An 18,678-nucleotide genomic window follows, 5' to 3' on the forward strand; every position below is an offset into this window, starting at 1 on the left:
TGGGGAAATTTCGGTGACAGTGCACTACTTTCTAGTTCTCAGTCCGAATGTTTCACTGCAGTCACATGGGTGCCGTCGACAAAAAATGAACTGTCATCGCAATTCAAAGCGCAATCCCGTTACTGTTCGTAAGGCTCGACCACGGCAAACGGTATTCCCAATGACTCCAGCAAATCGAGAATGCGTTTCGAAATGACAAGGCGGAAGGGTATCGCGATCCCGAAATCGTCGCGACCAGCCTTCCCATTTACCTTCAGCCATACGAAAGGTGGTAGCTCCAGCCCGGGTTGATCCTCTTGACACTCTTCCGAGGTCGTCACCTCGGCTTCGGCGAAGGTCGCACCCGAAAAGCCCATCTTCTGCAGGGCGCGCTGGGTTTCCTCAGTGACGAGGAAACAGGGGAATGTCGCAACGATCACATCGCCGAACCAGCCTTCTACAACATAGTGAAGCTTGGTCACGATCGGCGGATGCACGCTGCGGTCGAGAACGGTGTTTTTGCCGATCCCGCCAGCGACGTTCGGTCGTATTTTAAAGTATTGCATCACTCACCTATTGGGGGATTGAACAGATGCCCATATTTCTTATCGATATAAGTCACGTAGTCCAGCACTTGCTGGCGAGTTGCCTGGGGGTGCGCCTCGTAAAATTGATCCCACTCGAATCGAAAAACGATCTTGTGCAAAAGGTTATCTAATTCTTTTGGTATGCCTCTAAGATTTTCAAGAGAGTGCATCTCATCTGCAGCAAAAAGGTCTGGGAATCTTTCCCACATCTGCCGCTCTGCAGCATGGTGGACGACAACATCTCCCACCAGATTCGGATTCGCGTCAAGAAATTTTTTCCGGTAATTTTTCGAAAATGCTTTTCCAAGCGATGCTCCTGGATATTTTACTTTGGACGGATCCCTTGCGATTGACTTGATTATCTCAAGAAGCTCGGCCTTGTCGGCCTTTACGCCGGTGCTAAGACGGTAAGCGGCCTCATTTGCTGCATTTATTGCACGAGCCTCCGCACCGACGGCTTGGCGAGCCACCGCGCCCTCAGCGGCAAGCTCCGTTGTGGCGCGCGAACCACTTGTTGCGAACTCCTCCAGCGGCTTGGCAAACTTGCCCCTCCCGCCGCGGATTATGGCCAAGCCTTTTGCAACAGCTTCGCCGACTGTCTCTAACGCTAAGCGCCCTCCACCAACCGCCCCCGAGCCAGGAGTGGCGGGCAGTTGCTCAAGGAAACCCAAAGGAGAATCGTGCAGATCCCGGAGGCCTAGCCCAATGTCATGGGGGACTCGGCCTAGGGCCTCGAAGCTTTCGCTGAGATAGTTGCCGAAGTCGTCCGCAACTCGTTGGAATGCAGACCGGGCTTCGCCAGGATGCGCCGGTGGAAGCCTTCCTTGCACTGTCGCAGTAGTGAGGATCGGGTCGACTTCAGTCGGCCCAGAAAGACCAGCTTGATTCAATTGCAGAGAGAGGGGATCGCGAACACCCGGATCGCGCACTGCTGTCAGAAGATCATGCAGGATGATATTCTTGTCGGCTTGCGGCACGTCTTCATTGCTGAAGGTGTCGGCAAGGCTTTGGACAACGGCCCTTGGTAGAGGTTGAGGGGCCTCGACGCCCAGTTGCCTCTGGGCTGCGACAGAGATGGCGATGGCCCATCTGTACGCCGCCGGATCACTGGTCCCCGATTTGCCGTCCGTGTTCGTTGCCGCCCTCCACGCGGCGTCGACATTGGGGAAGACCTCGCGGACGTAGCCAGCAGGGTCCGCCCGCCTCATGCCCAGAGTCTTGCGCGCAGCGGCAGCCGTAACCCGATACCGTGTCTGCTCTTCGTCGGAGCTGACCGGCCCAGGCTCCGCATCGCGCAGCGCTGCGTGGATCGCTTGGTTGGGCATCGTCCGCATGCCAAAGGCTTGGCGGCCGACATCAATTTGTCGGCTGAAATCCTGGAAGCGCTTCCCACCCTCCTCAGTGCCATAAACGGCGGTGAAGTCCGCGGGGCCAGGCACGCTGCCGGAATAGCTGCCCGTATTGGCGATTGCGTCCGGAGCGTTCTGCGAAGCGAGGGCGATGTTGGTGCGCGCCTCGATCCGTTAGGCCGTGGTCGCGGCATGTGCCTGGTTGATCAGCCGCTGAACATCATCTGGAGATAGGTCCGCGAGTCGGTCGGTTGCGGGCTTAATCGCCATAGGATCGAGCGCCGGAGCAATGTCGTCCCGGAAAGCCTGCGCCACTCGCTCGCCCGGCGCGAACTTGCCAACACGGTCGCCTGTCGCTGCCGCCGCATCCGAGCTGCCCGAAACGCGAATCCAGGTGACCGGCTGAACGCCGGAGGCATCGCTCCCCGAAGGCTCTCCGAGCGTCCCCGCACCCAGCATCTCCGCAACCCGCTTCGGGTCATGGGCGATCATCGCCTGGACCAGCGCCTTGGCCGTGTTGGTGCGCCAGGCAAGCTCAGCCGTTTGCCTGATAAGCGGGTTGCCAATCTTGGAGATCAGGTCAAACCCGCTCTGCCGGATCGCCTCGAAGTTCACGACGTCGTTCGGGTCGCTGTTTGCAATAGCGCTGGTCGACATGGTGTCGACCTTGGTCCACTCGGCCAATTCATAGTCGTCGCGCTGCGTCTTCTGCCGCTGAGCCATGCGCCGTGCGCCAACCGCGCGCATCGTCTCCTTCTGCCCGGCGAAACCAGCGCGCTGGCTTTCGGGCATACCAGGCAAGGCATCGTCGAACAGCCTGTCGAACAGACCAGTCTTCACCACCCGGCCGTTGTACGGATCGACCTGGCCGTACATCGCCTCATGCAGGCCGTTGCCGTCGGCCGGCGCGTTCGCCGCCACCTCGTCTTCTGCCTGCGCGATCCGGCCGTTGAACCGGCGGCGCGCCAGCTCGGCGTCGAACGCCTCCTGCTGGTCCTTCATCTGCTGGTAGCGCGCGGCGATAGCCGAGAACTGGTCGCCCAACCCTTGCATGGCGCCGCCAATCGGCGATCCCTGCGGATATTGCGGCGCGTTGCCGGTATCGAGCCGGCGCTGGCCAATGGAAAGGGGGATGATGTGGACCATTTCAGTAGAGCCCCGAATAGCCGCCGGCTATGGCCGCGCTCGCCCGAGGCGAAAATGCAGAACCGCCGAGGCTCACGGCCTTCGTCGGGTCGTAGATTTTGGATAGGCCGCCAACGAGCGCGCTGCCGGCGTTGAAGATCGATGCCGTCGCCGCCTGCTTGCCGGAGAAGCGCGAGATCGCGGCTTGCGTGTTCAGGTTGTTCTGGCGCAGCCGCGAGCCGTACAGCATCCCGTCGAGATCAAGCTGACCCTGCCTGGCATTGGCGGCCAGCACCTCGGCCGGCGAGCCTGATAGGCCGACGCCCGAGGCGCCGGCCTGGGCGCGCGCCTGGCCCAGCAGGAGATCCTGCTTGTGCCGCTCCTGGCTCTGTTCGAAGGCGGAACTCTGCGCCTCGGCCTGCGCCTGCTGCCCGTAGGCCTTGGCCTGATAGTCGGCCATCTGCTTCGACTGCTGGCCTTCGACCAGCGCACCGCCAACAGAAAGGGCGGTGCCGATAAGGGCAAGTGTGCACATGGTTCAGCCTCGTTCGCCAAAGGAGGTGGTTGCGGGAATGAATTTGCTTTTGACGCCGTCCACCGGCGCGCCGAGCGCCGGGCGCGGGTCGAGCACACCGCCGGGGGTGAGGAACGACACAAGCAGCCTGTCGGCCTGCAGCGCCGGCCGGCTGAGACGGGCCGGGGCAGCGGCCCGCGGGCCGGCCATAGCGGCGCGGCGGGTGGTGATCAGGTTGATCTTCAGCTCGGCGACGCCGGCGGCATCGAACAGGCCGTTGGCGGTGGCAATGGTGCGGGCGAGCGCATCGGCCTCGAACAATTCCTGGCGCAGAAGCTCGACCAGCCGGCGGGCGCTGCGCCAGCGCTCGCCAAGCGTTGCAGCTTTGGCCTTGATCTCGTCGCCAAGCGCGGAAATGTCGGCCCGCGCTTCGCTCCGAGCGGCCTCCGCACGGCATTTGCCGGCAGCGACGATGATCTTTTCCAGCAGCCCGATCTGCTCGTTGCAATCGTCCAGCGCGGCACGCGCGGCGGCCAGGTCGCCATCGCCGAAGACCGCGCGGTCCTCGGCTTGTGCCAGTTCGGCTCTGCAGTGAAGCGCTTCGTTGAGGTCGGTGTCGAGCAAGGCGATGACGGCGGCGAATTCGGCAGCCGTCCGCGCCCTGCCGAGGATTTCGGCATGGTGGGATGTCATTGGGGGGGTCCTTTTTTGGAGAGCGGGCCGGCGGAGCGTTATCTCCCCCCTCGAGGGGGAGATGGCCGGCAGGCCAGAGGGGGTCGGTTCGACCGGATGCGACCTTCTGCGGCAGATGAAGGTTGGCGCTTCGCGTGGAGCGCTGGCATCCTCTTTTCAACGCAGGAGGTCGCGTCCGGTCGAACCGACCCCCTCTGTCGCCTTCGGCGACATCTCCCCCTCAAAGGGGGGAGATCACTAGCTTCAACGCCGGCGCTCTACGGCTCGGCGTCGAACACCGGCGTGAACGCCCGGATGGTGCAAGGCGTGGGATTCACGTGGCGGATCCTCACGCGGCCCTGCCCTTCCCAGCTGTCGTCGATCGGCACCTCGACATTGCCGGTGAACAGCGTTGCCCGCCCGTCCGGCGCGACGATCGAGGGCATGCGCACCGGCTCCCAGCGGCCGCGCATTAAGGACTGGACTTGAAGCCCCGTGGTGTCGGTCTCCAGCAGCGACAGGATCACTTTCACCACCTTCTTGCGGCGGCCGATGATGGAGCCGTCGCGGCCGCCGACATCGAGCTCCAGCGTGTCGGCGCCCGCAGCATAGGGCAGGCCAAGCTGCCATTTGGCGGCGGTAGAACCGCCCGGCAGCGTGACGGTGCCGCCGCCGCTGACGGTCAGGCCGCGATAGACTTTTCCATCGGCGAGAACATCGACGGACTGGCCGGCGAGATGCATGGCGCCGCCCACCGTGGTGACCGCAAGACCCGTGTAGGTCAGGCCGCAATCGACCTCGAAGGCGTCCCCGATGGCGCCGTATTCGAACGGCGCGGTCTTGATTTCGATGTAGCGCCTGGTCACGCCGCCAATGCTGCGCTTCACGATCAGCCAGAGGTCGTCATTGCCGTCCTGGCCGGGGGTGACCGCAGCGCTTTCGACATCAGCCCAATTTGAACCATCGGGGCCCGCCCCGCTGACGCTGCCGCCGAGACGATGCCGGTGCATGCCGCGCACCTCCTGGCTCGGCTGGTGGGTGTAACCGCCAAGCTCGCCATTCTCGAGCGGGAACCACAGCAACGGGTCGGGATCGGTCTGGAAGGCGAGCTCGACCACGCCCTTTTTGGGAATATGCTCGGAGACCTGGCCGACATCGTCCGAAGCAAAACGGCTCTGCGCCGTCTGCGTCAGCTCGGCGATCGATTTGCGCGAGCGTGTGACATAGAGGAACGACTGGCCGGCATCGACTGGGCGGATGCGGGCGCAGCCGAAGGTACGCGAGCGCCGGTTCTTGAACGAGGATGGCGTCAGCGCCTCGTCGATGCCCGAGCCCGACAGAGCGCGGATGCCACCTGAGGTGCCGATCAGAAGCGCGCCGTCGCTGTCGGCGATCCAGACGATGTCGTTGGCCTGGCCGCCGCCGGCCTGGACGAACTCCAGAGCGTCGTCGTCCTTCTCGCCCAGTGCAAAATTGTCGAAGTCGCCGGTGGCCGAGGCATAGACCGAGAATTTGCGGCTGAAGGCCAGCCGCTCCTCGTAGAGCGACCCGCTTTCGACGTACTTGCCGGGCACGAAGGTGCCGAGCCGCCAGCGCGTGATCGGGTTCATGTTCGGCAGCGCATGGCCGTAGAGAATGATCTTGACGACCGTCGTGCCGGTGCGACTGGTGATCCTGGCCCAGCGCCAGATGCCGTCAGCTCCTAGAAGGCGAATGGATCGACCGACATCAGAGACCTGAAATCCGGTGTCGTTGTTGATGCCGATGGTTGAGGACGCCGTGAGATCGAACGGCGTCTGATCGAAAGCGGCGATATGCATCGCTAACTCGGCCGAGACGGTGACAACTGCATCGTCTCCACCGCCGCCGCTGAACACCAACTGATGGTATTCGAACGCCGATTTGTTCGTGAAGTCGTAGAAGCGGGTCTCGCCATTGCCCCAGCCGAGTTCGCCCGTACGCGTGTCCAGGGTGACCCAGTTGTTGCCATCATTGGAACCCTGCAATTCCCAAGCAGTGAAGAAATCGTAATCGCCCGTTGCCAGCCGCGACGTGGTGATCCAGTAGGCATCGACCACGTGCTGCACGCCGCCGGCATTGCGGAACCGGATGTAACCGTCGCCGCCGCTCGCAATTTCGATATCCTGCGTCTTGTCGCGGTCGAACATCTGCCAGGCAGAGGCGCTGCCGCTGCCGGTGGAAGCGGTGCCGGAAGGGGTCGTGTTGCTGGTCATCCGCGGCGTCAGATGCCCGGTATCGGACGGCGTCAGCGTTGTCGCTGTGTCATTGACCGGGTCGTAGGGACCGTCGAGGAATTCGAAATCCGTCAGAGCCCACGCTGTATGCGCGCTGCGGGTCAGCACCTTGGGCGGATGGTCCCGGTGAGTGATCCACATCTGGTCGGCCGATTGCACATAGGCGAGCTCGAACAGGTCCGCCTCGAGATAGGGCGAGGCGACCTCCACCGCGCCGACGCGCGCGCCATAGGCATGGACGCGGATGTACCGGTCGCCGAATTCGAGCGCATAGGCTTGATCGGCCGAGAAGATGAACGGGATCAGCCGCGTCGTCTTCGCGGAAATCTTCACCTCGCCGGCAAAATAGGTGCCGCCGCGCTTGCGGATGCCGCCATGCGGCAGGGTGATGAAGTTCTCGCATTTGGCCAGCGCCGCCCGATAGAAGTCGAGCGAGGCGCGTGCATGCAGGCGCGGCGAGATTTCGCCGCGGGTGAAGACGTCCTGGATCGGGTACAGCGTCGTCATCAGCGCGCAATCCTGTTATTGCCGGGCCTGCTGTCGCCGCGCTGGCTGGACCAGGACGCGGTGTAGAGCCGGCCGCCGCGCTGGACGGCGTTGGCGCTCAGCGCCGCCTCCAGCGCCCGGTCATAGGCAGAGCGGGCAATGTCGATCATGCCCGATTTGTGGGTCAGCGGATGTGCGACCTTGATGGCAAGCGCCGCCACCAGGACCTCGGTGAACAGCGCATCCCAGTCGTTGGGATCGGTGAGGTTGGCGACGTACCGGATGGTCAGCGGGCCGGACTGGTCGGAATAGATCAGCCCCGCCTCCTGGCGCCACGAAATCGGCGCGCCGTCCGGCTCGCCATTGTGGGTCAGCGGCAGCGGCCGCAGGCAGTCGGCCGGCAGTTCGTAGGCAAAGGTCAAGCCGCAATCGCTGCCGGTGTCCGCCCCGGCAACCGTGGCGCGCAGGATCGCGAACACCCAGGCGCATTTGGTGAGCTCTGCTTCCCGTGCGAGGTCGAAATGCAGGTTCAGCAAGCGCGCTGCCTTGACGTCCTGGTCGAGGCTGTCGATCGGTGCCTCGTCGAGCACGGCCAGCGCCATGTTGGCGATATCGAGCGGGGTGATGGCCATGGGTCAGCGCCTCGTCCATGTGGGTCGGGTCATGATTTTCTCCGGGCATGAAAAAGCCGCCCGAGGCGGCTTGGATTTGGTGTCGATGAGAGTTTGGAGCTGGCGGTATGGCCTGTCAGATTAGCCACTCGGGCTGGAGAACATCGCCAAGACGACGAGAGCACACCATACCAGCCCCAAGCCGGCCAAGAGCAAGGACCACCAGGCAAAACGATCGCCCCAGTCGGCCTGTCGTTTGAGCGCGCCATACTTTGCGTAGCTCGAAGTTGAATAGATCAGTGAATACAATGAATTGGCCTTTGAACGTTCGGCCTCGATTTCCTCTCCGAGAAGATGGCCTCCGTACAAATGGAACGGCGCAGACAGCACGAGGGCTATCGTGATGGCAAAGAGGAACCAGTTCACACTAATAGTCTCGCGCCGCAGTAGACCCGTATTCTATTCGCCCTCGGGGAAGAAACAGTTAAACCGTCAGTTACGAGTCGATATTTGTAAGGAGCGGAGCCGTCGAATTGCGGTGATAGTGCTGGACTGCACCCCTTGAGTTCGAAAGCAATTTCGTTCTCGCCCAGAACCCCTGAACCCAAGATGAAAACGTCCGGTCACAGAAATTACCGTGTCTCACTCATGGGGGCGCAGTCCAGCACTGTCACCGCAATTCCCCCTTTACCCTCCGCCCATTTTACGGAGGTGAAACATTCTGGCGTCGTGTGCTGGCAAATTCCAGCGGCGGGTCGAGCTCGCCGTACTCTTTGAACTGATCGCGCCATTCTTCTTCATCAAGCACATCGGCGGAATTTGCGACATCCGCGGCATTGACCCGGACCCAGGGAGATTTGGGCTTATGCATGGCGGGTCGATTGTCCCAATCGACGAAATTTGGTGGCCTTGTATCGGACAAGGGTCTCATGTTTGACTCCTAGATTTGCTTTTCGGCAATATGGCACTGCTTCCCACCGGCTTGTTCGACAAGCCGGAATCGGCCCGCCTATTCCGGCTTTGGCGATTTGGAAATTACGGCGACAGTGCACTATTTTCCATGTGTCAGTATTCCATCACTGTCACTGAAAATTTATCACCGCAAATGGTCTGCCCGCGACGCTTGCGCAGATATCGCAACCGTTTGCGCTGGGCCGGCGTCATGTAGCCATCCCCGACCTCAGCCAGAATGCGCTCTTCTTCGGTTGGCACCCTGTTCAGCCCGTATGGCAGCCCGAGTTCGACGCACAAGTCCACACCTGACCGCGCCCGATAAGTGAGACACGGGAATTTCTGTGACAGGCGTTTAGGCCTCTGCTGGCCGCATAGAGATCCTGCCGGCCAGCGTTGTTCTATGCGGCATTTCCTGCTATCTTGGAGCTAGGCGATGGTTCCCGACATCAACCGATTTGATGCACCGAAAGGTGTAGCTGCGGGACGGAGCCGTCGCCGCTTTATTTTTCATTACCATTGGCCGCCGAACCTGCACTCTTCACTTCGAAATGGTCATAGTAGCGTCTCCCGTCTTGGTGTTCACGCACGACTATATGAATCAGTGCTTCATGACCGTCCATCGTGATCGCGCGTTCATAGCGATAGATATTTGAGATTTCAGCTCTTGCCTTGCGATCTGCTTCGCTCCTTATGAAACGTGCTGAAGCGATCAATTCGTCGAGCTTGAGGGCTGCTGCCAGCGCCGCTCTTGAAGTCTGCCCCCCTGTCGTCAGGGACTTTTTGAGACTCCTCCAGGGGATGAGAATTTTGGAGCCGTCACCGACGTTGACAACGATTTTGCCGGAGAACATCGCACGAGCGAACTCGGCAACACTCCGCTTCGCCTCATACATCGGTGCGGTCCAGACATCGAGCTTGAAAGCTTGAGGTCGTTCAATCTTGAGCGGCAGCAGATCGGTCGAGGCGTTAGTGACAGATGATGCAGGCAACCAGGTTTTTGCTGTTGGCTTCGAGATGCCATCCGCCGCTGCATCCCCGCCAGCGGCTGGACGCACTTCCCCGATTTTCTCGCCAGCAACCTGACCAGGGGCAACGTCGGAAGTTGGAGTCTTCGCCACCTCCGAACTGCCGATGGATCGTTCCGCTCGCGCTGCCGCTCTAGAACCGACCGATGCAATTGCGCGCGGTATCCCCCTTTCGGCAACAACCACTCGACCAAACCCCGGCCACGGTATCAACCAGGCCAATGCATCAGATTCTTGATGCATCATCAGATTTTCAACACGGTTCGACGGCTCGTAGTAAGCACCCGTGAAATCGGGAGGGCTGAGCGTTGCCTGGGTATTGCCGTCGGCAGCCATGGTAACCACCTTGGCCGCGAGTTCAGCCGCGCCGATCCCCGTACTGGCGACCGCCTTGGCAAGGGCTTTGCCCTGTGATGCCAACACCGAAAGCGTCGAAGGGACCTTGTAGCCAGCAACCGGAATGATCCAACCCAGACCGGCGTCGGCCAGTTGCCGGGCGACGGCTGCTCGAGCAACAGGGCCGGACGTTGCCGCAAGCAGCCCGCTTACCTTCGCGTTTATCTCCTGCTGGTACGTACTCGGGCTGTCATATTTATCGGAGAGATCACGGATAATGGACAGCGGCACGGGTTGAGGGTTCTCGATACCCAAGTGTTCCTGCGCGGCGAAAGATATGGCTATCGCTTTGTCATAGGCGTCCTTGTCATAGCCGTTTGGATCCTCAAGCCCGCCGCCGATCACTGCTTTCCAAGCGGCAGCGATATTGGGGAACACTTCACTGACATAGCCCCCGCCATCGGCACGTCTGTGGTTCATCACCAGCCCTACCGCAGCGGCGGTCGCCCCACGGCGCATCTGGTCTTCCTGCGAACCGTTCGGCCCCGCATCTGCATCGCGAAGGGCGGCATGGATTGCCTGGTTCGGCATGGTGCGCAAGCCGAAAACCTGACGACCGACATCGGCCCGCCAGTCGAAGTCCCGGAAGCGTCTGTCGCCCTCGTCGACCCCATAGGCGATCCTGAACGCGTCCCGGCCGGGCATCTTGACGGTATAGGTGCCGGTCCTTGCGATTGCGTCCGGCGCGTTCTGCTCGGCGAGACCGATATTGGTGCGAAGCTCAACCTGCTGAGCAGTTTTGGCCGCCTCAGCCTGTCGGGTCAGCGCAATCTGTTCCTCTTGCGGAAGGTCGTCCCTGAACGCCTGCGCCAGCATTTCATCCGGCGTCTGCTCGCCGACGCGTTCACGTTTCCTGGCAGCCACCTCTGAACTGCTCGAGACGGAGGTGCCTGCTGCATGCGTATCGCCGAAGGCATCGCTGCCGAAGGCCGGCGTCCCGACACCAAATATCTCCAGAGCGCGTTTCGGATCCTTGGCAATCAGCACCTCGAATCGCGCCTTGGCCGCGGCGCCGAACCAGTCCTTCACCACCTGCTGCCTGATCTGCGGGTCGAGGCCTCTCTTGGAGATCAGGTCGAGCCCGTCCTGCCTGGCCGTTTCGAAGCTGATGATGTCATCGGGGTTGGCGTTGCCGATGGCGGTGGTGATCGCTTGCAGCACCGTGGTCGTTTCGGCCTGTTCATAGTCCTTGCGCCGCTGAAGCTGCCGCTGCGCCATGCGCAGTGCGCCAACCGCACGCATCGCTTCCTTCTGCCTGGCGAAATTGATGCGCTGGCTCTCGGGCATATCAGGCAGGGCATCAGCGTATCGAACAGACCCGCTTTGACCACCCGGCCGCTGTACGGATCGACCTGACCGTACATCGTCTCATGCAGGCCGGCGCCATCGGCCGGCGCGTTCGCCGCCACCTCGTCTTCCGCCTGCGCGATCCGGCCGTTGAAGCGGCGGCGCGCAAGTTCTCCGTCGAACGCCTCCTGCTGGTCTTTCATCTGCTGGTAGCGTTCGGCGACGGCGGGAAACTGGTCGCCAAGCCCCTGCATGGCGACGCCGATCGGCGATCCCTGGGGATATTGCGCCGCATTGCCGGTATCGATCCGGCGCTGGGCGATGGAGAGGGGGATGATGTGGACCATTGGCTGTTTCCTGCTCGAATGGCTTTGAAACAAAGGAGCGCTGCGCCGGCGATCACGGACCGCGTCGGCACAGTGCTGGGCGCCGCGCTTGCGGCCCGTCGTTTGGTTGGGTCGTGGATGGAGAGGCCTCCAACGAGCGCTTTGCCCGGGTTGAAGATCGTCCCGTCGCCGCCTGCTTGCCGAAAAGCGTGAGAGGGCGGCCTGCGTGTTGAGATTGTTCTGGCGTAGCTGGCCGGCGTTGCGTTCAGAAAAAGAAGCGGGAGCGCATCGCCCCCGCCCCCCACCTCGGTCCTATCAGGCCTCGGTCGTCTTCAGCGCGATGAACGTCATGTTCTTGACGCTCGACGCGGTGCGGTCCCAGTTCGCCGCCAGCGCCAGCTCCGCATCGGTGGCGAACTCGCCGGCCGAGGAGGCGTCGAGGAAGCGGGTGCCGGGCACATGCGGCACAAAATGCCGGCGGCCGACCATTTCGGTAACGCCGCCGCCATGGCCCTGGCGCGGTTTGCGGTCGAACTCCAGCGGGCCGCCCTCGGTGTTGACCGGCAGTTCGTTCCACAGGATCGCCTTGTCCTTGAACATGAAGGCGGTGTAGACGCCCGCCGTCACCGGGATGTCGTCGTCAACCACGGCGCGCAGCCCCATATAGTAGGGGATCAGCGGCCCGCCCTGCTCGGAAGACGGCACATAGTCGATGAGGTCGGCGAGCTTCAGCGCCTTCATCTGCTTGGAGTGCATCCAGATCGTCTTGAACTTGTCCGCGCGGTCGCCCATCAGATAGGCTGCCTCGATGATGTCGGTGTCGACGATGGAGGCGCCGGTGGTGCGCACCAGATCGCCGCCGTCATTGGCGATGTTGTCGGCGACGACGCCTTTCAGGATGCCGAGCAGGGTCAGCTTGTTGGCGCGCTGCCAGTACTCGGTCTGCCGCTTGACGATCAGCTTCTGCGGATCGTCGCCCGCCAGGATCGAGGTCAGGTCCGGAACGCCCCACGCCTGGGCGCGGACATTGCGGGCGGCGACCTCGCGGCGCGAGCCGATCTTCTTCATCTCGATGGAATCGGCCGGATCGTCATTGACCGGCTCGGACGGATCGTTGCCGAGATCCTTCCAGCCGGGCATGTCGACCGAGCGACCGCCCATCGACAGCTTTGACGAGATGGCCGGGTCGGAAAACAGGATTCCGGCCTGGTAGATCTCGAGCGACTGCACATGTTCCTCGAAAGCATATTGCGCATAGACGGATGGAACGATCGCGTCCGCGATACGGGTATAGGCATCTGCCATTTTTCTCTTCCTTCAGGTTTGGGTTGGCGGCGGGCGCCCCTACCCAGCCTCCGCTTCGCTCGGCTGACCTCTCCCCGGGGGGGGGAGAGGAGACTTGCGACGTCGGCGCGCCTCTTCTCCCCGGCGGGGAGAAGGTGGACGCGAAGCGGCCGGATGAGGGGGCGTTTCAGTGCGGCTGATCGATCGTCAGCGCGGGTTGTTGGGCATCCAGCGGTCGGGATTTTCTCCCGCCTCGCGAGCCAGCCGCCGGGCGCGGGCGGGGTCGCTTTTGACGAGGGCTGAAATGTCAGTCAGGTTGCGTTCGCCGGCGGCATTGCGCTTGAACGGATTGGCTCCGCTGAAAGAAGCACCGCCGTCGATCGTGTCTTCCCTGAACATCGCCTCGCCGATCGCCTGGAACGCCCTGGCGATCTGCGGATCGGTCAGCGCCCCATCAGGCAGAAGGATGCCCTTCGCCTTGTAGGCGTCGACCAGGCCGAGCTTCTTCATCGCCCGGTTGGCGACCTCCAGTCTCTGGCGAAAGCCGTCGCTGTCGGTCGGTCCCCAGTCCCTGACAAGCTCGTCATGGGTGGCTTCAACCGAGCGGGCCAGCGCGATCTCCTGATGCTTGGCCTGCTCGGCCATGTAGCCGACGAACCTGTCGTGATAGGCCTGCGCGGTCTTCGGCGAGGCACCCGCCTCGACCGCCCAGGCCTTGGACGCCTGAGCGAGTTCGTCCGAATAGGCGAAGTTCTCCGGCAGCCCTTCCGGCCTGAGGTATTCGACCTTCTCGGACGACGTGACCGGACGCATGGCCTCGGGAAGCCGGGCATGAAACCGGTCCCAGTCTTCCCGTGACGCGTCCAGGGCGGGAACGCGCAGGCTCTCACCCTGCTGCCGCTCCAGCTCCGCATAGGATGTGAAAACCCGATCGAGGCTTTCAGGCTTGGTCCAGCCCTTGGTTTCAGCGAGCTTGCGGTTGCCTTCGGAAAGACCGTCAAACCAACTTTTGCCGCCAGGCGCGGCGGACCCGTTGTCCGCGCCTGCCGGTGACTGTGCCGGGTTGCCCGCCGGCTGCGCACGCGCCGCCACGGACCCGGCGTCTGCCAGATCTGTCATGTGATGTTCCTTTGTTGAGAGTTAGAAATGGGCCGGCGGCAGGTATCTCCCCCCTCGAGGGGGAGATGGCCGGCAGGCCAGAGGGGGTCGCCGCGCGTGGAGCGCCGACTTTGTCTGTCTCGGAACAGGGAGTCGCGTCCGGTCGAACCGACCCCCTCTGTCGCCTTCGGCGACATCTCCCCCTCGAGGGGGGAGATTAGCGGCTAAACATCCCCCCAGTTTTCCCAAAGCAGCGTGATCGTGCCCGTCACGGCAATCGTCCCGTCGGCGTCGATATCCGTCCCGATAGCAAACGCCAGGTTGAGATAGAGATCGACCGGCGTCACCGTGCCATCCAGCGTCGCGGCGGCGGCGATGTCGGCCGTCGAGGCGGTCGACAGTGCGGCGCCGACACCGTCGAGCGTACGTGCCGTCGAGGCCAGCACGTTGACCATGGCGCCGGCCAGCGTCGCGCTCGATGCCGCCGCTGAACCAAGCGACCAGGTCAGCGCCGCATTGTCGTTGATGGTCGTCGCGCGGGTGCCGAGCACAGCGAACTGCAGCCGCGCCGTGCCGCCCTTGATGCGCACCTTGCCCTCAGTGAAGTCGAAGATCTTCTGGGCGGCATAGGCCAGCGCGTCGGTGACCGGCACCTGCATGCCGGCGAAGGTGAAGACGGTGCGGTACGATCCGCCCTGCCCTGTGGTGACGGCTTTCAGGCCGGGCCTGGGCGGGGCAAGGCCGGCTTCGCGGGCGGCGGCACGGGCAAGCGTCCGGGGAAGACCTCGGGTCATGGCATTTCTCCATTTTTCAGTGGCAATTCTGACAGCGCGACCAATCAAGCCCCAGCGGGGCGAGCCGTCGAAGGCTGAATCATTTTGACAAGGAGCACCGCTAGCGCCTTGTTCGAAAGAGATGTTTTCGGCCGCCGGTCTATCAACGCCCGAGAAACCATGTCTTATATCGTGAGGCCTCGTGCCCCCGTTCCGCCGCAATGCGACCGCACGTGGCCAGCCATAGGGATTTCAGGCCTTCAAGGGAGACCGCACATGAACTTTCACAAAGCCATCGCCGCCGTGCTGATGACCGCAGCACTGGCAGGCTGCGCACAGACCGAAGGCCAGCAGCGGGCCGGAACCGGCGCGCTGATCGGCGGCGCCGGCGGCGCCCTCGTCGGCCAGGCCATCGGCGGCAACACCGAAAGCACGCTCATCGGCGCCGGCGCCGGCGCCCTGCTCGGCGCGGTTGTCGGCAGCTCGACGACGCCGCAGCGCCGCGGCGAACAGATGTGCCGCTACCAGGACCGCAGCGGCCGCATCTACACCGCGCCCTGCGACGACCGGTATTATAACGGCGATTATTGATCATTTGGACCTTCTCCCCGTTGAACGGGGAGAAGGTCCCGGCAGGGGGATGAGGGGCAGCGCGATGTTCTGAGATGCTGGTGCTACCCTTACATTCGGAGCAGTTCGACGCTATCGTTTAGCACTCACGAGGGGGCGACGATGCGAATTACTGTCCAGTGCACTATTTTCCATGTTGCAGTCCGGTGGTTCAAGCCAGCTAGGTGATGCGGCCGATAAAAGGGTGAACTGCAGGCAGGACAAAGGGCGCAATCACCGCAATTCCAATCAAACGTTTAACTTTTGAAATTCTCGTCCACGAACATCTCGGCAAATCTCTCGGGCGGGAGGGTCGTGCCGTTGACGCGAGCGATTTCGACATTCCTCACCCACATATCCCGGATTGCTGCCGGCATTCCCTCGGGCATGTGCATGGACTGGGCGACTGCGTCATGCCACCGTCCATCGCCACCAAACAGAGATTGCAGTTTGGGGGCCATTCTTTTCAAGCCCTCTTCCGACTCTTGAGAAAGTTCTCCGATCGCCCAGAGCACATAAACATCCAGCAGTCTAAGCAGCGGCTGCCCGTCATAACGTGGGTTAGTCGACATTTAATTTCTCACGCAGCATGGGTGGCATAATAAATAACGCGTTCGCAGATAGCGGAACGCTTGGCTTTTCTTTCTGCGATGCAACCAAAGCCTCGGTAATCTCGATCGCAAGGTTGATTTCGAGAAAGTATGCCAGGCCCTCTTTAGCTGCCTCGGCTGGTACCAACACCCCATCCTGCTGAGGCAAAACCATTGCGTCTGAATCCTCTGTCCAAGGCTCCGCCGCGTAGATTGTGGGCTCCGCTGCGTAGACCGGGTCCTCCTCGTCAAATTCCGACAACCGTCCAACGATACCCAGCAACTTCATTTTTTTCCCCATAGGGAAAATCCTCCTCGGCCATTCGGATGCAGTGTCTTCTGGAAGATACTCCCTCCATCATGTTGAGATCTAGGGACGAGTTGCATCACACTGGGTTCGTCTGCGTGGTGCCAGCTGAAGCCGAGAGGTGCAGCGCGGGGGGCTAGCCCCGTCGGCGTTCGCTGAAGATTGAGACCCTGATTCAGCAAATCCTGAGCGAAAGCAATTTCTCCTTCCATCGTTTGCAATAGGGATTCGTTTGCAGCTTGGACGTGTACTGGGCGCAACGAGCCAGGATACAAGCTCGGGTCCAATCGCATTTCATGCATCACACTATAGAACTGACCTGTGGGTGCCCGAATTGCTCCGGTGCCCGCTTCCGAGGCAAGCTCGGAACCGCTCTTGTTGGCAATGAGCCGTTCGGCACGCCCCGCCGCGATGGCACTCGTCGGGTCAACTGCCCGCGTGATCCCTTTCTCGGCGACAGCAGCTCGACCAGCACCGGGCCACGGTATCGACCAACCCAAAGCATCATATCCCTGATGCATCATCAGGTTCTCGACACGGTTTGACGGATCGTAGTAGGCACCCGTGAAATCGGGAGAGCTGAGCGTTGCCTGGGTATTGCCGTCGGCAGCCATGGTAACAACCTTGGCCGCGAATTCGGCTGCGCCTATCCCCGCATTGGCAACCGTCTTGCCAAGGGCTTTCAACTGCGATTCAACCACCGAACGTGTCGAAGGGGCTTTGTACCCGGACGCATCCGGAATGATCCAGCCCAGACCGGCATCGGCCAGTTGCCGGGCGACACTTGCTCGAGCGACGGGGCCGGACGTTCCCGCGAGCAGCCCGCTTACCCTCGCGTTTATCTCCTGCTGGTACGCACTCGGGCTGTCGTAATTATCTGAGAGATCACGAATAATGGCCCGCGGAACGGGCTGGGGGTTCTCAATACCCAATTGTTCCTGCCCGGCGACAGACATGGCTATCGCTTTGTCATAGGCGTCCTTGTCATAGCCGTTTGGATCCTCAAGCCCGCCACCGATCACAGCCTTCCAGGCCCCACCGACATTGGAAAACACTTCGCTGACATAGCCTCCGCCATCGGCTCGTCTGTGATTCATCACCAGCCCAACCGCCGCAGCGGTCGCCTCACGGCGCGTCTGGTCTTCCTGCGAACCATTCGGCCCGGAATCGGCATCGCGAAGGGCGGCATGAATTGCCTGGTTTGGCATGGTGCGCATGCCGAAAACCTGACGACCGACATCGGCTCGCCAGTCAAAGTCCCGGAAGTGCTGGTCGCCCTCATCGAGCCCATAGGCGATCCTGAAGGCGTCCCGGCCAGGCATCTTGCCGGAATAGGCGCCGGTGCTTGCGATGGCGTCCGGTGCGTTCTGCTCGGCGAGACCGATGTCGGTGCGAAGCTCAACCTGCTGAGCAGCATGAGCCACTTCAGCCTGTCGGGTCAGCGCTGCCTGTTCCGGTTGCGGAAGGTCGTCTCGGAAAGCCTGCGCCAGGATTTCATCCGGCGTCTGCCTGCCGACGCGGTCGCCTTTCCCGGAGACCGGCATCCCGACACCAAACATCTCCAGCGCGCGCTTCGGGTCCTTGGCGATCAACGCCTCGAACCGCACCTTGGCCGCGGTGCCGAACCAGTCCTTCACCTTCTGCTGCCTGATCCCTGGGTCGAGCCCCATCTTGTCGATTAGGTCGAGCCCGCCCTGGCGGGCCGCTTCGAAGGTGATGGTGTCGTCGGGGTTGGCATTGCCGATCGCGATGGCGCTGGTCTTGAGCGCCGTGTCGACCTCGGTCTGCTCGTAGTCCTGACGCTGCTGAAGCTGCCGCTGCGCCATGCGCCGCGCGCCAACCCCGCGCATCGCTTCCTTCTGCCCAGCGAAGTTGGCGCGCTGGCTCTCGGGCATGCCAGGCAAGGCATCGTCGAACAGCGTGTCGAACAGGCCTGATTTGACCACCTGGCCGCTACGCGGGTCGACCTGGCCATACATGGCCTCATGCAGGCCGGCGCCGTCGGGCGGCACATTCGCCGCCACCTCGTCTTCCGCTTGCGCGATCCGGCTGGTGAACCGGCGACGCGCAAGCTCGGCGTCGAACGCCTCCTGCTGGTCCTTCATCTGCTGGTAGCGCTCGGCGACAGCGGAAAACTGGTCGCCAAGACCCTGCATGGCGCCGCCGATCGGCGATCCCTGCGGGTATTGCACCGCATTGCCGATATCGAGCCGGCGCTGGGCAATGGAGAGAGGGATGATGCTGACCATTGGCTGTTTCCTGCCCAACTGGCTTTGAACAAAAGGGCGCGCGATCACGGCGCGGCCGGGTCGCACGCTGGCTGTCGCGTTCGCGGGGTTCTGTCGGATCGACTTTTCTGGAAAATCCTGGAGCAGCGGTGCTGCCTGGGTGGGTCAGCCGACCAGAGGCGCCGGCGCCGAAACAGCCAATCTCCCCCCTCGTGGGGGAGAT

Annotated in this window: 19 protein-coding genes; 2 read left to right on the plus strand and 17 right to left on the minus strand. The window is 62.2% G+C overall.

Going from position 1 to position 18,678, the window contains the following annotated elements:
* Window positions 1-119: 119 nt before the first annotated feature.
* From AC0L3E_RS14900 to AC0L3E_RS14950, 11 genes are all read right to left on the minus strand, one after another.
* A complete protein-coding gene (locus AC0L3E_RS14900) occupies window positions 120-545 on the minus strand; it encodes a hypothetical protein (protein WP_473605053.1) in 426 nt (141 codons plus the stop codon).
* Entirely contained in the window at window positions 545-1,891 is a 1,347-nt protein-coding gene (locus AC0L3E_RS14905) for a hypothetical protein (RefSeq protein ID WP_473605054.1), read from the minus strand. Before AC0L3E_RS14905 ends, AC0L3E_RS14900 begins: the two co-directional genes overlap by 1 nt.
* Window positions 1,892-2,089: 198 nt before the next feature.
* Window positions 2,090-3,061 (minus strand): hypothetical protein, encoded by a 972-nt coding sequence (locus tag AC0L3E_RS14910; protein WP_473605055.1) that lies wholly within the window; start codon window positions 3,059-3,061, stop codon window positions 2,090-2,092.
* Window position 3,062: 1 nt separating this feature from the next.
* On the minus strand, window positions 3,063-3,575 hold the full coding sequence (locus AC0L3E_RS14915) for a hypothetical protein (protein ID WP_127809890.1): 513 nt from the start codon (window positions 3,573-3,575) through the stop codon (window positions 3,063-3,065).
* 3 nt (window positions 3,576-3,578) lie between these two features.
* Window positions 3,579-4,247, minus strand: a complete 669-nt coding sequence (locus AC0L3E_RS14920) for a hypothetical protein (protein WP_473605056.1) — start codon at window positions 4,245-4,247, stop codon at window positions 3,579-3,581.
* 257 nt (window positions 4,248-4,504) lie between these two features.
* The gene (locus AC0L3E_RS14925) at window positions 4,505-6,988 is read right to left on the minus strand and encodes a phage tail protein (RefSeq protein WP_473605057.1); all 2,484 of its coding nucleotides are present in this window, start codon (window positions 6,986-6,988) and stop codon (window positions 4,505-4,507) included.
* A complete protein-coding gene (locus AC0L3E_RS14930) occupies window positions 6,988-7,599 on the minus strand; it encodes a phage connector family protein (protein ID WP_127408835.1) in 612 nt (203 codons plus the stop codon). Before AC0L3E_RS14930 ends, AC0L3E_RS14925 begins: the two co-directional genes overlap by 1 nt.
* 120 nt (window positions 7,600-7,719) lie before the next feature.
* Window positions 7,720-8,004 (minus strand): hypothetical protein, encoded by a 285-nt coding sequence (locus tag AC0L3E_RS14935; protein WP_473605058.1) that lies wholly within the window; start codon window positions 8,002-8,004, stop codon window positions 7,720-7,722.
* A 277-nt stretch (window positions 8,005-8,281) separates the two neighbouring features.
* Window positions 8,282-8,509, minus strand: a complete 228-nt coding sequence (locus tag AC0L3E_RS14940) for a hypothetical protein (protein ID WP_473605059.1) — start codon at window positions 8,507-8,509, stop codon at window positions 8,282-8,284.
* A 134-nt stretch (window positions 8,510-8,643) separates the two neighbouring features.
* On the minus strand, window positions 8,644-8,829 hold the full coding sequence (locus AC0L3E_RS14945) for a hypothetical protein (protein ID WP_473605060.1): 186 nt from the start codon (window positions 8,827-8,829) through the stop codon (window positions 8,644-8,646).
* A 203-nt stretch (window positions 8,830-9,032) separates the two neighbouring features.
* Window positions 9,033-11,240 carry an LPD3 domain-containing protein gene (locus AC0L3E_RS14950; protein WP_473605061.1) on the minus strand — a complete coding sequence of 736 codons (2,208 nt, stop codon included), beginning with the start codon at window positions 11,238-11,240 and terminating at the stop codon, window positions 9,033-9,035.
* Between the two features lie 83 nt (window positions 11,241-11,323).
* On the opposite strand from AC0L3E_RS14950, the gene AC0L3E_RS14955 reads away from it, so the two are divergent.
* A complete protein-coding gene (locus tag AC0L3E_RS14955; protein WP_473605062.1) occupies window positions 11,324-11,779 on the plus strand; it encodes a hypothetical protein in 456 nt (151 codons plus the stop codon).
* Window positions 11,780-11,881: 102 nt separating this feature from the next.
* Here AC0L3E_RS14955 and AC0L3E_RS14960 read toward each other — a convergent pair whose 3' ends face one another.
* The 3 genes from AC0L3E_RS14960 to AC0L3E_RS14970 all read right to left on the minus strand — a co-directional run bounded on the left by AC0L3E_RS14960 (window position 11,882) and on the right by AC0L3E_RS14970 (window position 14,742).
* Window positions 11,882-12,871 carry a hypothetical protein gene (locus AC0L3E_RS14960; protein WP_027052511.1) on the minus strand — a complete coding sequence of 330 codons (990 nt, stop codon included), beginning with the start codon at window positions 12,869-12,871 and terminating at the stop codon, window positions 11,882-11,884.
* 186 nt (window positions 12,872-13,057) lie between these two features.
* On the minus strand, window positions 13,058-13,969 hold the full coding sequence (locus AC0L3E_RS14965) for a hypothetical protein (protein WP_473605063.1): 912 nt from the start codon (window positions 13,967-13,969) through the stop codon (window positions 13,058-13,060).
* 203 nt (window positions 13,970-14,172) lie between these two features.
* Window positions 14,173-14,742, minus strand: coding sequence for a hypothetical protein (locus tag AC0L3E_RS14970; RefSeq protein WP_473605064.1), 570 nt, complete (start codon window positions 14,740-14,742; stop codon window positions 14,173-14,175).
* A gap of 255 nt (window positions 14,743-14,997) precedes the next feature.
* Between AC0L3E_RS14970 and AC0L3E_RS14975 the strand changes: the two genes are divergently transcribed.
* The gene (locus AC0L3E_RS14975; RefSeq protein ID WP_127809883.1) at window positions 14,998-15,312 is read left to right on the plus strand and encodes a YMGG-like glycine zipper-containing protein; all 315 of its coding nucleotides are present in this window, start codon (window positions 14,998-15,000) and stop codon (window positions 15,310-15,312) included.
* Window positions 15,313-15,587: 275 nt separating this feature from the next.
* On the opposite strand, the gene AC0L3E_RS14980 is transcribed toward AC0L3E_RS14975, so the two are convergent.
* From AC0L3E_RS14980 to AC0L3E_RS14990, 3 genes are read right to left on the minus strand one after another with little or no spacing between them, the layout of a single operon-like run.
* The gene (locus AC0L3E_RS14980) at window positions 15,588-15,902 is read right to left on the minus strand and encodes a hypothetical protein (RefSeq protein WP_127366055.1); all 315 of its coding nucleotides are present in this window, start codon (window positions 15,900-15,902) and stop codon (window positions 15,588-15,590) included.
* Entirely contained in the window at window positions 15,892-16,209 is a 318-nt protein-coding gene (locus AC0L3E_RS14985) for a hypothetical protein (protein WP_473605065.1), read from the minus strand. Before AC0L3E_RS14985 ends, AC0L3E_RS14980 begins: the two co-directional genes overlap by 11 nt.
* Window positions 16,206-18,476 carry an HNH endonuclease gene (locus AC0L3E_RS14990; RefSeq protein ID WP_473605066.1) on the minus strand — a complete coding sequence of 757 codons (2,271 nt, stop codon included), beginning with the start codon at window positions 18,474-18,476 and terminating at the stop codon, window positions 16,206-16,208. The genes AC0L3E_RS14985 and AC0L3E_RS14990 overlap by 4 nt, the downstream gene beginning before the upstream one ends.
* Window positions 18,477-18,678: the final 202 nt, after the last annotated feature.

It is taken from the genome of Mesorhizobium sp. WSM4822 (assembly GCF_055811155.1).

Excerpts from the sequence above, each read along its gene's own strand:
- AC0L3E_RS14905 (WP_473605054.1), bottom strand. The coding sequence starts at position 1,891 with ATGCCCAACCAAGCGATCCACGCAGCGCTGCGCGATGCGGAGCCTGGG.
- AC0L3E_RS14940 (WP_473605059.1), bottom strand. The coding sequence starts at position 8,509 with ATGAGACCCTTGTCCGATACAAGGCCACCAAATTTCGTCGATTGGGAC.
- AC0L3E_RS14990 (WP_473605066.1), bottom strand. The coding sequence starts at position 18,476 with ATGGTCAGCATCATCCCTCTCTCCATTGCCCAGCGCCGGCTCGATATC.
- AC0L3E_RS14970 (WP_473605064.1), bottom strand. The coding sequence starts at position 14,742 with ATGACCCGAGGTCTTCCCCGGACGCTTGCCCGTGCCGCCGCCCGCGAA.
- AC0L3E_RS14960 (WP_027052511.1), bottom strand. The coding sequence starts at position 12,871 with ATGGCAGATGCCTATACCCGTATCGCGGACGCGATCGTTCCATCCGTC.
- AC0L3E_RS14900 (WP_473605053.1), bottom strand. The coding sequence starts at position 545 with ATGCAATACTTTAAAATACGACCGAACGTCGCTGGCGGGATCGGCAAA.
- AC0L3E_RS14985 (WP_473605065.1), bottom strand. The coding sequence starts at position 16,209 with ATGAAGTTGCTGGGTATCGTTGGACGGTTGTCGGAATTTGACGAGGAG.
- AC0L3E_RS14950 (WP_473605061.1), bottom strand. The coding sequence starts at position 11,240 with ATGCCCGAGAGCCAGCGCATCAATTTCGCCAGGCAGAAGGAAGCGATG.
- AC0L3E_RS14965 (WP_473605063.1), bottom strand. The coding sequence starts at position 13,969 with ATGACAGATCTGGCAGACGCCGGGTCCGTGGCGGCGCGTGCGCAGCCG.
- AC0L3E_RS14920 (WP_473605056.1), bottom strand. The coding sequence starts at position 4,247 with ATGACATCCCACCATGCCGAAATCCTCGGCAGGGCGCGGACGGCTGCC.
- AC0L3E_RS14910 (WP_473605055.1), bottom strand. The coding sequence starts at position 3,061 with ATGGTCCACATCATCCCCCTTTCCATTGGCCAGCGCCGGCTCGATACC.
- AC0L3E_RS14975 (WP_127809883.1), top strand. The coding sequence starts at position 14,998 with ATGAACTTTCACAAAGCCATCGCCGCCGTGCTGATGACCGCAGCACTG.
- AC0L3E_RS14930 (WP_127408835.1), bottom strand. The coding sequence starts at position 7,599 with ATGGCCATCACCCCGCTCGATATCGCCAACATGGCGCTGGCCGTGCTC.
- AC0L3E_RS14955 (WP_473605062.1), top strand. The coding sequence starts at position 11,324 with ATGCAGGCCGGCGCCATCGGCCGGCGCGTTCGCCGCCACCTCGTCTTC.
- AC0L3E_RS14925 (WP_473605057.1), bottom strand. The coding sequence starts at position 6,988 with ATGACGACGCTGTACCCGATCCAGGACGTCTTCACCCGCGGCGAAATC.
- AC0L3E_RS14915 (WP_127809890.1), bottom strand. The coding sequence starts at position 3,575 with ATGTGCACACTTGCCCTTATCGGCACCGCCCTTTCTGTTGGCGGTGCG.
- AC0L3E_RS14980 (WP_127366055.1), bottom strand. The coding sequence starts at position 15,902 with ATGTCGACTAACCCACGTTATGACGGGCAGCCGCTGCTTAGACTGCTG.